The sequence below is a fragment of the Variovorax sp. KK3 genome (assembly GCF_001984055.1).
In the GTDB taxonomy this organism is placed as follows: Bacteria; Pseudomonadota; Gammaproteobacteria; order Burkholderiales; family Burkholderiaceae_C; genus Variovorax.
On record NZ_LYVO01000078.1, the window covers coordinates 22,386 to 34,260 of the forward strand.

General features: G+C 68.6%; 12 protein-coding genes. 6 read left to right on the forward strand and 6 right to left on the reverse strand.

The annotated features are described in order from the left end of the window. Positions 1–58: 58 nt before the first annotated feature. The 3 genes from mreD to B0W80_RS27745 form a co-directional block, all read right to left on the reverse strand. Complete coding sequence (gene mreD / locus B0W80_RS27735) at positions 59–580, reverse strand: rod shape-determining protein MreD (RefSeq protein ID WP_077002381.1); 522 nt, start codon at positions 578–580, stop codon at positions 59–61. Next, positions 577–1,629 carry a rod shape-determining protein MreC gene (mreC, locus tag B0W80_RS27740; RefSeq protein ID WP_083745679.1) on the reverse strand — a complete coding sequence of 351 codons (1,053 nt, stop codon included), beginning with the start codon at positions 1,627–1,629 and terminating at the stop codon, positions 577–579. Before mreC ends, mreD begins: the two co-directional genes overlap by 4 nt. 88 nt (positions 1,630–1,717) lie before the next feature. Then, positions 1,718–2,761: a rod shape-determining protein gene (locus B0W80_RS27745; RefSeq protein ID WP_077002382.1), complete on the reverse strand. Its 1,044-nt coding sequence runs from the start codon at positions 2,759–2,761 to the stop codon at positions 1,718–1,720. A gap of 235 nt (positions 2,762–2,996) precedes the next feature. On the opposite strand from B0W80_RS27745, the gene gatC reads away from it, so the two are divergent. The 3 genes from gatC to gatB are packed head-to-tail and all read left to right on the forward strand — an operon-like array spanning position 2,997 to position 6,272. Then, complete coding sequence (gene gatC / locus B0W80_RS27750; RefSeq protein WP_077002383.1) at positions 2,997–3,296, forward strand: Asp-tRNA(Asn)/Glu-tRNA(Gln) amidotransferase subunit GatC; 300 nt, start codon at positions 2,997–2,999, stop codon at positions 3,294–3,296. Next, a complete protein-coding gene (gene gatA, locus B0W80_RS27755; protein WP_077002384.1) occupies positions 3,293–4,789 on the forward strand; it encodes an Asp-tRNA(Asn)/Glu-tRNA(Gln) amidotransferase subunit GatA in 1,497 nt (498 codons plus the stop codon). The genes gatC and gatA overlap by 4 nt, the downstream gene beginning before the upstream one ends. 1 nt (position 4,790) lies before the next feature. Then, a complete protein-coding gene (gene gatB / locus B0W80_RS27760) occupies positions 4,791–6,272 on the forward strand; it encodes an Asp-tRNA(Asn)/Glu-tRNA(Gln) amidotransferase subunit GatB (protein ID WP_077002385.1) in 1,482 nt (493 codons plus the stop codon). Between the two features lie 36 nt (positions 6,273–6,308). On the opposite strand, the gene B0W80_RS27765 is transcribed toward gatB, so the two are convergent. Then, complete coding sequence (locus B0W80_RS27765; RefSeq protein WP_083745682.1) at positions 6,309–6,977, reverse strand: DUF4124 domain-containing protein; 669 nt, start codon at positions 6,975–6,977, stop codon at positions 6,309–6,311. 19 nt (positions 6,978–6,996) lie between these two features. Beyond that, entirely contained in the window at positions 6,997–7,689 is a 693-nt protein-coding gene (pyrE, locus tag B0W80_RS27770; RefSeq protein ID WP_077002386.1) for an orotate phosphoribosyltransferase, read from the reverse strand. Between the two features lie 13 nt (positions 7,690–7,702). Here pyrE and B0W80_RS27775 point away from each other — a divergent pair, with 13 nt between their 5' ends. Continuing rightward, positions 7,703–8,506, forward strand: coding sequence for an exodeoxyribonuclease III (locus tag B0W80_RS27775; protein ID WP_077002387.1), 804 nt, complete (start codon positions 7,703–7,705; stop codon positions 8,504–8,506). On the opposite strand, the gene B0W80_RS27780 is transcribed toward B0W80_RS27775, so the two are convergent. Then, complete coding sequence (locus tag B0W80_RS27780) at positions 8,496–9,452, reverse strand: LysR family transcriptional regulator (RefSeq protein ID WP_077002388.1); 957 nt, start codon at positions 9,450–9,452, stop codon at positions 8,496–8,498. The two genes, B0W80_RS27775 and B0W80_RS27780, sit on opposite strands and share 11 nt — an antisense overlap. Positions 9,453–9,549: 97 nt before the next feature. Here B0W80_RS27780 and B0W80_RS27785 point away from each other — a divergent pair, with 97 nt between their 5' ends. Both B0W80_RS27785 and B0W80_RS27790 read left to right on the forward strand, forming a co-directional pair. Continuing rightward, positions 9,550–10,812, forward strand: coding sequence for a flavin-dependent oxidoreductase (locus B0W80_RS27785; protein WP_077002389.1), 1,263 nt, complete (start codon positions 9,550–9,552; stop codon positions 10,810–10,812). Positions 10,813–10,844: 32 nt separating this feature from the next. Continuing rightward, positions 10,845–11,807 carry a tripartite tricarboxylate transporter substrate binding protein gene (locus tag B0W80_RS27790; protein WP_077002390.1) on the forward strand — a complete coding sequence of 321 codons (963 nt, stop codon included), beginning with the start codon at positions 10,845–10,847 and terminating at the stop codon, positions 11,805–11,807. Positions 11,808–11,875: the final 68 nt, after the last annotated feature.

The following is an 11,875-nucleotide window of genomic DNA, read 5'->3' on the forward strand; positions in this document are numbered from 1 at the left end:
GCAAGCCTACGCCGCCCGGGTGGGGCGTACAAGGCGAATAAGCCACGTTGGGGCGCCGTTACAACGGTCGGTTGGCATCGGGCTCGGGTGCGCGCCGTTGCGGCGCCAGCAGCAGCAGGCTCGCCAGCGGCCACAGGGCGGCCTCGATGGCCGGCGAAATGAGGAACTCCCAGCCCGGAAAGATGCCGCCGCCGATCATGCGGATCGCCACTTCGATCAGGTGCGAGATGGCGAAGAGCGGCAGCACCTGCAGCGCCTGCGAGAAGAGCGGGTACCACAGCAGGCGCCGGTGGATGGTGATCGCGAAGAAGCCCAGCGTGGTGTACGACAGCGCATGCTGTCCCAGGAGCGCCGTCTGGTGCACGTCCATCAGCAGCCCGAATACGAAGGCCGCGCCGATGCCGATGCGCGCCGGCTGGTGCACGCTCCAGAACACGATTGCCAGCGCCAGCAGGTCGGGCAGCCAGGCCAAACGACCCAGCGGCACCATGTTGATCAGCAGCGCCACGATCAGGCTGGACCACAGGAAGAAGGGGTTGACCGGCAGCAGCAGCTGCTGGTGCCCGGGACGCATGATCATGGGGTGCGGGCTTCCTTCTTGGTGTCGGCCTTGGTGTCTGCCTTGCCGTCGGCCTTGGTCTCGGCCTTGTTTTCGGCTTTGGCCGGCCTCTCGGCCTTGCTTCTGTCTGCCTTGTCCGCCTTGCCCTTGTCCGTCTTGTCGCTCTTCTTCTTGGCCGCCGCCGTCTCGGCCACCGGCGCCGGCTTCGGCGCCTGCACACCGACCGGTGCCAGCACCAGCACATAGCGTGCAGCGGTCACGTGGGCCACCGGCGCGCAGTGGATGCGGGCGAAGGCCGAGTCGGCGCGGCGATCGATGCGGTCGATCTTCGCCACCGGCAGGCCGGGGGGATAGACGCCATCGACCCCGCTGGTGGTGAGCATGTCGCCTTCCTGCACGTCCGCATTGGCGGCCGTGAAGCGCAGCTCCAGCCCGCCGCCATGGGCGCTGGCGTCCCCGAAGGCCACGCTGCGCGCGCCCGTGCGCACGTTCTGCACCGGGATCGACAGGTCGCGGTCGATCACCAGCGTGATCTCGCTGGTGAAGGGCTGGACCTGCGTCACCTGCCCCACGACGCCATGCTCGTCGATCACCGGCGATCCGGCCGCGATGCCGTTGGCCAGGCCCTGGTCGATCACGAGCTTGCGCGTGTAGGGGTCGGCGGCGTCGTAGAGCACTTCGGCTGCGCGGCCGGGCGTCTGCGTCGTCTGGCGCAGTTCCAGCAGCGAGCGCAGGCGCGCGTTGTCCTGCGCCAGCGTGTCGGCCTGGCTGGCCCGCTCGGACTGCAGGGCCAGCGCCTTGCGCGCATCGGCCTCCTTGGCCTGTGCGGTCTGCAGGTCTTCGAGGTAGCGGCCGCCGCCGAGCGCCAGCTGCACCGGCTTGAGGGCCACCCATTGAACCGGATACAGCACCGCCCCGATCGCGGCGCGCAGCGGCTGCACGATGTTGAAGCGGGCATCCGCCAACATCAGGAACAGGGCCAGCGCGCTGAAGAAGATCAGCTTGCTGAGCGCCGAGGGTCCCTGGTTGAACAGGGGAGGCGCGGTGCGGTCCAGCGTGCCCAGGGGCATGGTGTGAGCGGCGCTACGTTAGATGAGAAAAAGCCGGCCGATGCTGACACGGGCCGGCCGGATATGCAAAGGGGCCCCCTGCGTCGCCCTACTCGCTGGTGAAGATGCTGCCCAGCCGGTCCATGCGCTCCAGCGCGATGCCGCAGCCGCGCACCACGCAGGTCAGCGGGTCTTCGGCCACCAGCACCGGCAGGCCCGTTTCTTCGGCCAGCAGCCGGTCGAGGTCGCGCAGCAGGGCGCCGCCGCCGGTCAGCATCATGCCGCGCTCGGCGATGTCGGCACCCAGCTCGGGTGGGGTTTGTTCGAGCGCGTTCTTGACGGCCGAGACGATGTTGTTGAGCGGATCGGTCAGCGCTTCCAGCACTTCGTTGCTGCTGATGGTGAAGCTGCGCGGCACGCCTTCGCTGAGGTTGCGGCCCTTGACTTCCATCTCCTTGACTTCGGAGCCCGGAAAGGCGGAGCCGATGTTCTTCTTGATGACTTCGGCCGTCGGCTCGCCGATGAGCATGCCGTAGTTGCGGCGGATGTAATTGATGATGGCTTCGTCGAAGCGGTCGCCGCCCACCCGCACGCTGCCCTTATAGACCATGCCGCCCAGCGAGATCACGCCCACCTCGGTGGTGCCGCCGCCGATGTCGACCACCATCGAGCCGCTGGCTTCCGACACCGGCAGGCCGGCGCCGATGGCTGCGGCCATGGGTTCTTCGATCAAATAGACGGAGGTCGCGCCGGCTGCTTCGGCCGCGTCCTTGATGGCGCGACGCTCGACCTGGGTCGAGCCGCAGGGCACGCAGATGATGATGCGCGGGCTGGGCGTGAGCAGCGAACGCGGGTGCACCATCTTGATGAACTGCTTGATCATCTGCTCGGTGATCACGAAGTCGGCGATCACCCCGTCCTTCATGGGACGAATGGCCTCGATGTTGCCGGGCACCTTGCCGAGCATGGCCTTCGCCTCGCGGCCCACAGCCTGGATGACCTTCTTGCCGTGCGGGCCGCCTTCGTGGCGAATGGCCACGACCGAGGGCTCGTCGAGCACGATGCCCTTGTTGCGGGCAAAGATCAGGGTGTTGGCGGTGCCGAGGTCGATCGCGAGGTCGGTCGAAAAGTACCGACGGAAAGCTCCGAACATGGGTGAATCCTCTGGAGCACGGCTGCGCGTCGGCAGACCGTCGCCCTCTTGCTTGGGTCGTTTTTAGACGGATGGATAGGTGTTTTGCAGCAAATGCCGGCGCGTTCGCGGGGGTTGCGGCAAAGGCGGGATAATACCCGACTTCCCTGCGCCTCCCGCCTCCGGCGAGCCCCTTCAAGGGGCAAAGAACGCCCTTGATCGGCACGCGGGGCCCTGATTTTTCTCGCAGCTTCCGATGTCCCTCACCTCCACTGATATCGCGCGCATCGCCTCGCTCGCCCGGCTCGAGCTCGGGCCCGACGAAAGCGAACGCATGCTTGGCCAGATCAACGGCTTCTTCGACCTGGTCGAGCGCATGCGGGCCGTCGACACAAAGGGCGTCGAGCCCCTCGCCCACCCGGTCGCCGCCTTCGAGGACGTGACCCTGCGCCTGGCCGACGACGTGGCCAGCGAGCCCAACCGCCGCGAGCTCAACCAGCGCAGCGCGCCGGCCGTCGAAGGCGGCCTGTTCCTGGTGCCGAAGGTGATCGAATGAGCAGCAGCACCCCCGAACTGCACCGGATGGGCGTCGCCGAGCTGGCCGCCGCGCTGCGCGAACGCAAGGTCTCTGCCGTCGAGGCCGCCCGGCACCAGATCGGCCGCATCCGCCAGCACCAGGACCTGGGCGCCTTCGTCGCCCTCGACGAAGACCTCGCCCTGGCCCAGGCCCGCGCCGCCGACGCGTCGATCGCCACCGGGAATGCCCCGGCCCTTGCCGGCGTGCCGATCGCGCACAAGGACATCTTCGTCACCGCCGACCAGCCGACCACCGCCGGTTCGCGCATCCTGGCCGGCTACCGCTCGCCCTTCGATGCCACCGTGGTGCGCAAGCTGGCCGAGGCCGGCGCCGTGACGCTGGGCAAGCTGAGCTGCGACGAGTTCGCGATGGGCTCGTCGAACGAGAACGTGGCCGTGCCCGCCATCGGCTTCGACCATGCCGTGCCCGTGCGCAACCCCTGGGACCGCGAACGCATTCCCGGCGGCTCTTCCGGTGGCAGCGCCGTGGCCGTGGCCGCGCGCCTGGTGCCGGCCGCCACCGGCACCGACACCGGCGGCTCGATCCGCCAGCCCGCTTCCTTCTGCGGCGTGACCGGCATCAAGCCGACCTACGGCCGCGCCTCGCGCTACGGCATGGTGGCCTTCGCCTCCAGTCTGGACCAGGCCGGCCCCTTCGCGCGCTCGGCAGAAGACTGCGCGCTGATGCTGTCTGCGCTGTGCGGTCCAGATCCCGAGCGCGATTCGACCTCGCTCGATCGCCCGGCCGAGGACTACTCTCGCAGCTTGGGCGATTCGCTCGAAGGGCTGCGCATCGGCGTGCCGCGCGAATTCCTCGGAGACGGCGTCGCGCCCGGCGTGCGTGCAGCCATCGAGGCGGCGCTGGCCGAATACGAAAAGCTCGGCGCGAAGCGGGTCGAGGTCACGCTGCCTCGCACCGAGCTGTCGATCCCGGTCTACTACATCATCGCGGCGGCCGAGGCCAGCTCGAACCTGAGCCGCTTCGACGGCGTCAAGTTCGGCCACAGGGCCGAGAAGTACCGCGACCTGGCCGACATGTACGCCAAGACCCGCGAGGAAGGCTTCGGCGACGAGGTCAAGCGCCGCATCATGATCGGCACCTACGTGCTGTCCCACGGCTACTACGACGCCTACTACCTGCAGGCGCAGAAGGTGCGCCGCATGATCGCCGACGACTTCCGCCAGGCCTTCGCGCAATGCGACCTGATCGCCGGCCCGGCCGCCCCGACCGTGGCATGGAAGCTCGGCGAGCACGGCGACGACCCCGTGGCCGACTACCTGGCCGACATCTTCACCCTGCCCGCCTCGCTCGCCGGCCTGCCCGGCATGAGCGTGCCGGCGGGCTTCGACGGCGGCATGCCGGTGGGCCTGCAGCTCATCGGCAACTATTTCAGCGAGGCGAAGCTGCTCAATGCGGCACACCGCTTCCAGCAAGCGACCGACTGGCACCAGCGAACGCCCCAGGGGTTTTGAGATGAGCAGCAGCTTCGAACACATGCAGGAAGGCCGCCCCACCGGCCCGCTGGTCCAGGGCTACGAAGTCATCATCGGCTTCGAGACCCATGCCCAGCTTTCCACCGCGAGCAAGATCTTCAGCCGCGCCTCCACGGCCTTCGGCGCCGAGCCCAACACGCAGGCCTCGCCGGTCGACCTGGCGTTGCCCGGCACGCTGCCGGTGATGAACAAGGGTGCCGTCGAGCGCGCCATCAAGCTGGGCCTGGCGCTGGGCTCGACGATCGCGCCGCGCAGCGTGTTCGCGCGCAAGAACTACTTCTACCCCGACCTGCCCAAGGGCTACCAGATCAGCCAGTACGAAATTCCCGTCGTGCAAGGCGGCTCGGTGAGCTTCTTCCTCGGCGACGAACAGAAGACCGTGCGCCTGGTACGCGCCCACCTCGAGGAAGACGCCGGCAAGTCGCTGCACGAAGACTTCGTCGGCCAGTCGGGCATCGACCTGAACCGCGCCGGCACGCCGCTGCTCGAGATCGTGACCGAGCCCGACATGCGCTCCACCGCCGAGGCCGTGGCCTATGCGCGCGAGTTGCACAAGATCGTCACGTGGATCGGCATCTGCGACGGCAACATGCAGGAAGGCAGCTTCCGCTGCGACGCCAACGTGTCGGTGCGGCGGCCTGGCCAGCCGCTGGGCACGCGGCGCGAAATCAAGAACCTCAACAGCTTCAAGTTCATGCAGCAGGCGATCGACTACGAGATCCGCTGGCAGATCGAAGAGCTGCAGGACGGCCGCGCCATCCAGCAGGCCACGGTGCTCTTCGACCCCGACACCGGCGAGACCCGCGCCATGCGCACGAAGGAAGACGCGGCCGACTACCGCTACTTTCCTGACCCGGATCTGCCGCCGCTGGCGATCGCCGCCGAGTGGATCGAGCGCGTGCGCGCCGCCATGCCGGAGCTGCCGCGCGCGATGGCCGAGCGCTACGGCAGCGCGCATGGCCTGTCGGCCTACGACGCAGCGCAGCTCACGCAGAGCCCGGCCCTGGCCCGCTACTTCGACGAAGCGGTGGCCGCAGGCGCCGCGCCCAAGCCGGCCAGCAACTGGATCACCGGCGAGATCGCACGCCGGCTCAACCTGCAGGACATCGACATCACGCAGGCACCGGTCGCGGCAGCCCAGCTCGCGAAGCTCGTCGGCCGCATCACCGACGGCACCGTGTCGAACAACGCCGCGCGCCAGGTGTTCGACGCGCTCTGGACCGGCGAGGGCCAGGACGTCGACCGGCTCATCGAGGCCAAGGGCCTGAAGCAGATGCGCGACACCGGCGCCCTCGAAAAAATCGTCGACACCGTGCTGGCGGCCAACCAGAAGAACATCGACGAATACCGCGCCGGCAAGGACAAGGCCTTCAACGCGCTGGTCGGTCAGGTCATGAAGGCCAGCCAGGGCAAGGCCAACCCGGCGGAAGTCAATGCGTTGCTGAAGGCAAGGCTGGGCTGAGAACGCCCGGCCGCGCGGAGCCCGTCCTGCCCGCGGCTAGCGGGGCGTGCTGGCCGGCGCGGTGCCGGTCCACAGCGCCCGCAGGCGCACGCGTTCCTCGTCGAAGCGCGCGTTGACGCGCTTCTTCTCGTCTTCCTGATCGGAGATGAAGCGGTTTTGCACCGTCATGCTCTTGCTGTTGTCGTCGGCCTTGCGGCGAAGCGAGTCGGGCGCCTTGTTGACGTCCTTGGCATAGAACTCGAGCTCGTCGTCGATCGTGCGGCGTTCGCCGGCGAGTTCGGTCAGGCGCTTGCGTGCAGCCTGGATCACCGCGTCGATCTGCACCAGCGCCTCGGCGCGTTCGCGGTCGTGCGCGGCGGCATTGGGGTAGCGAATCAGCAACGCGCGCTCGCGGCGGCGTTCTTCCTGCACGCGCTGGGCCTGCAGTTGCGCCTGGCGCTCGCGGTCCTCGCGTTCGGCCTGCTCGCGCGCCGTGTAGGTCGGTTCGAGCCGGCGCCGCACGGTGCCGCTGGGGCCCAGCTCGCGCTGCTCGCGGTCGGCACAGTCGGCGATCGGCCGGTCGGCCGTGATGGTTCGGCCGCGGGAGTCGACACAGGAATAGATGCCCGGCCCGCCCGCCGTCTGAAGCTGGGCATGCGACGCCCCCGCCGTTGCCAGCAGGAGAAGCAGGGGTCCGATGCGTCGATGCTGCAGCGATGGGGCCAAGCCGATCTCCAACGAGGGTTCAACCGGCGCCGTAACGAGCCCTGTAGTCGAGTACGCCCTGCCGGTGGGCACTCAACGCGTCGTCCGCGCGGCCCGACAGGTACTGTAACAAGTCGTCAAGCGTCGCGATCGCCGCGACCTGCAGTCCAAGCTGTTGTCTTACATACTGAACTGCGCTGTATTCCACATCGGCGCCGTTCTCGGTCGCTTTCTCCTGCCGGTCCAGCGCAATGGCTACCGCATGCGGCGTGGCGCCGGCACCACGGATGGCAGCAATCGACTCGCGCACCGCCGTGCCGGCCGACATCACGTCGTCGACGATCAGCACCCGGCCCTTCAACGGCGCACCGACCAGGGTGCCACCCTCGCCGTGGTCCTTGGCTTCCTTGCGGTTGTAGGCGAAGGGCACGTTGCGGCCGCGCCGGGCCAGCTCCGCCGCGACCGTGGCACCCAGGGGAATACCCTTGTAGGCCGGCCCGAAGATCATGTCGAACTCGAGCCCGCTGCCGATGAGGCGGTCTGCATAGAATGCCGCCAGCCGCGCGAGCTTGGCGCCATCGTCGAACAGGCCCGCGTTGAAGAAGTAGGGGCTCATGCGCCCGGCCTTCGTCTTGAACTGGCCGAAACGCAACACGCCGGATTCGATGGCGAACTGCACGAACTCTTGCGCGATCGCGCCCTCTTCACCTGCCATTGCCACCTCTTCAGCCATCGGGATCGTCCTCGTGTTCAAACTCACCAGCCTCAACCTCAACGGCCTGCGCTCGGCGGCGACCAAGGGGGTCGCCGACTGGGTGGCCGAGCTGGCGCCGGATTGTATTTGCATGCAGGAGATCCGCGTCCAGGCCAGCGACATCGAAGGCCGCTTCGAGGCCATGGCCGGCCTGAAGGGCCATTTCCATTTCGCCGAGAAAAAGGGCTACGCGGGCACCGCCATCTATTCGAAGCACGAGCCCACCGAAGTGATCATCGGCTGGGGCGACAAGGAGTTCGACGCCGAGGGCCGCTACCTCGAGCTGCGCTTCGACACGCCGAAGCGCAAGTTCTCGGTCATCAGCTGCTACTTTCCGAGCGGCTCCTCGGGCGAGGAACGTCAGGCCGCGAAGTTCCGGTTCCTCAAGGGCTTCTTTCCCTACCTGGTGGCACTCAAGCGCGAGCGCGAATTCGTGCTGTGCGGCGACATCAACATCGCCCACAAGGAGATCGACCTCAAGAACTGGCGCGGCAACCAGAAGAACAGCGGCTTCCTGCCCGAGGAACGCGCCTGGATGACGAACCTGCTCGACGAAGGCGCCGAGGGCGCCGGGCTGGTCGACGTGTACCGCATGCTCAAGCCCGACACCACCGACGAGGCCTACACCTGGTGGAGCAACCGCGGCCAGGCTTATGCCAAGAACGTGGGCTGGCGGCTCGACTACCACCTGGCGACGCCGGCCATCGCCAGGCTGGCGCGCAGCGAGCAGATCTTCAAGACCATCAAGTTCAGCGATCACGCGCCGATCACGGTGGATTACGAGTTCACGCTCTGAGGCCGTCCGGGCTCGACAGGGCCGGCAGCGCCTCGACCAGCGTGCGGCAGAAGGCCTGCATCGCCTCGCTCTCGTGCACGCCGCGCCTGGTGATTCGGTAAAAGTCCAGCTCCACCTTGGGCCTGACCAGCAGCGCGGTACGCACGGCGTGCCGCTCGCAGGCCGCCAGGGCGAAGGTCGGCATGACGGCGATGCCGAAGCCGGCCTCGACCATCGAGATCAACGTGCCGAAGAAGTTGAAGGCGGGGCGCGCCGGGTCGGCCTGGCCGATGGCCGCCAGGTGCTTGTCGATCAACTTCTGGATCGGGTTGTCGGGCGGCAGGCCCAGCAACTCGCTCCCCCGCAACGTCGTCCACGGCACGCTTCCGACGCGCCCGGTGGCGCGCCCGGGTGCACGCCCGGATGTGCGCCAGGATTCATCGGCGCCGGCCGGCGCCACCCGCATGAGCTGGAAGCGCCCCACCGGCATGCGGTCCAGGCCCGGCGCCGCCTTGAAGAAGAAGCCCAGGCCCATGTCGGCCTCGCCCGCAGCCACCATCGCCTCCACGTCGCGCAGGTCGGCATCGAAGAGCTTGAGCCGGATGCGCGGGTGGTCGTCGCGGAAGCCGGCGAAGACCTGCGGCAACAGGTGCGACGACACCAGCGGCGTCGCCGCGATGCGCAGGGTCTGGCGCGCCTCGTCGCCTTCCGCACCGAGCCGGCTCGTCACCTCGTCCAGGTCGCCGAGCACGCGCTCCACCACTGGCAGCAGCCGCCGGCCCGCAGCGGTGAGCACCACCATACGCGTGGTGCGGTCGAACAGGCGCGCGCCCATCTGGCGCTCCATCTCGCGCACCAGGGTACTCAGGCCGGCCTGCGTCATGTGGGCCTGCTCGGCGGCCCGCGTGAAGTTGCCGATGCGCGCCACGTGCAGGAAGGCGCGCATCTGACGCATCGAGAGATTCATGCGAACTCATGATAAATCCATACGACATCTAAATTTCACAGATGAGTGCCGGGCCGCTTTAATCGGGCTGTCCATCGAATCGAATCCCGGAGACAACGTGAGCGAGCAATCCACCGACATCATCGTCCTGGGCGCCGGCATCGGCGGCCTGACCCTGGCGCTCAGCCTGCACCAGGCCGGCATTCCGTGCCGTGTGTACGAGGCCGTGCCCGAGCTCAAGCCGCTGGGCGTGGGCATCAATCTGCTGCCGCATGCGGTGCGCGAGCTGGGCGAACTGAGCCTGATGCCGGCACTCGACGCCGTCGGCGTGCGCACGCAGGAGGCGGTGTTCTTCAACTCGCACGGGCAGCTGGTGTTCCGCGAGGCCGCGGGCACTGCCGCCGGCTACGAGTGGCCCCAGTATTCGATCCACCGCGGCGACCTGCACACCGTGCTGCTCGACGCGGTGCGCGAGCGCCTCGGCGCGGATGCCGTGGTCTGCGGCCACCGCTGCGCGGGCGTCGACCAGGACGACCGCGGCGTCACCGCCCGCTTCACCGCCCCTGACGGCACGGCCCTGCCCCCGGTGCGCGCCGCACTCGCGGTGGGCTGCGACGGCATCCATTCGGCGCTGCGCCGGCAGTTCTACCCGAACGAAGGCGCGCCGCGCTACTCGGGCGTCAACATGTGGCGCGGCACGGCGAAGCACAAGCCCTTTCTCTCGGGCGCGAGCATGGTGCGCGCGGGCTGGCTGGACCAGGGCAAGATGGTGATCTACCCGATCCGCAACAACGTCGACGCCGAAGGCCGCCAGCTCGTCAACTGGGTGGCCGAGATCCACGCACCGCAGCCCGCGCTGCAGGACTGGAGCCGCCCCGGCCGGCTCGAAGACTTCCTGCCCGCGTTCGCGGACTGGCACTTCGACTGGCTGGACGTGCCGGCGCTCATCCAGTCTTCGGACGCGATCCTCGAATACCCCATGGTGGACCAGGACCCGCTGCCGAGGTGGACCCACGGCCGCCTCACGCTGCTGGGCGACGCAGCGCATCCGATGGTGCCGCGCGGCTCCAACGGCGCCGGCCAGGCCATCATCGACGCGCGCCACCTCGCGGGCGCCCTGCGCCGGCTCGGCGTGGGCACCGCGGCGCTGGAAGACTACGACCGTGTGCGGGTGCAGGCCACCACGCAGGTGGTGCTGACCAACCGCAGCAACCCGCCCGACACCATCCTGCGCGAGGTGTTCCAGCGCTCCGGCGGGCAGCGCTTCGACCGGCTGGAGGACGTGATCGCCACCGCGGAGCTGCAGGCCATCTCGGACCACTACAAGCGCGTCGCCGGCTACGACCCGGCCGGGCTGAAGGCGCGGCCTTCCTATCTCTGAACCCCGCAGACCACGATCAAGGAGACCTCGCCATGCATTCACTCAAGAAGATCGCCGCCACCGTTCTGCTCGCCGCCAGCGCGGCAGCCGCCCAGGCCTGGCCGGACCAGGCCATCACGCTGGTCGTGCCCTACACGCCCGGCACGGGCATCGACCTGGTCGCACGCCAGCTCTCGGCACGGCTGCCCTCTGTGCTGGGGCAGCCGGTGGTGGTGGACAACGTGGCCGGCGCCAGCGGCAACATCGGCAGCGAGAAGGTGGCCCGCGCCAAGCCGGACGGCTACACCCTGCTGGTGCAGGTGAACACGCTGGTGATGAACAAGAGCCTCTACAAGTCGCTGGCCTACGACCCGGTCACCGACTTCACGCCGGTCTCGCTCACCTCGTGGGGCACGCTGCTGCTGATGACCAACCCGAACGTACAGAAGACCACCTCGGTGGCGCAGGTGGTCGCGGCCGCCAAGGCCAGCCCGGGCAAGCTCACCTATGCGACGCCGGGCGTGGGCACGCCGCACCACCTGTCGATGGCACTGCTGGCGCAAAGCACGGGGACCGAGATGCTGCACGTGCCCTACAAGGGCACCGCCGGTGCCGTGACCGACCTGCTGGGCGGACGCATCGACTACATGTTCCTGCCGGTGCACGTGGCGCTGCAGCACATCCAGGCAGGCAAGCTGCGCGCCATCGCCACCGGCAGCGACAAGCGCCTGCCGCAGTTGCCGGACGTGCCCACGCTGGCCGAAGCCGGCATCCAGGGCGGCAACGTCGACATGTGGTACGGCGTGCTGGCCCCCAAGGGCACGCCGGCGCCGGTGGTGGCGCGGCTCAACAAGGAGATCGGCGCCGTCCTGCGTCAGCCCGAGGTGGCGACCGCCTTCGAGGCGCAGGGCATGGTGCCGGCGAGTTCGGCGCCCGCCGAGTTCCAGGGGCTGATCGCCAAGGACGCACAGCGCTGGGCCGGCGTCGTCCAGCGCGGCAACATCACCCCGGAGTAAAGGCCCTCCCCCAGGCTGCGCGCACTTCGTGTCGCTTCGCCAACCCCCTCACCGGGGGCGACACCAGC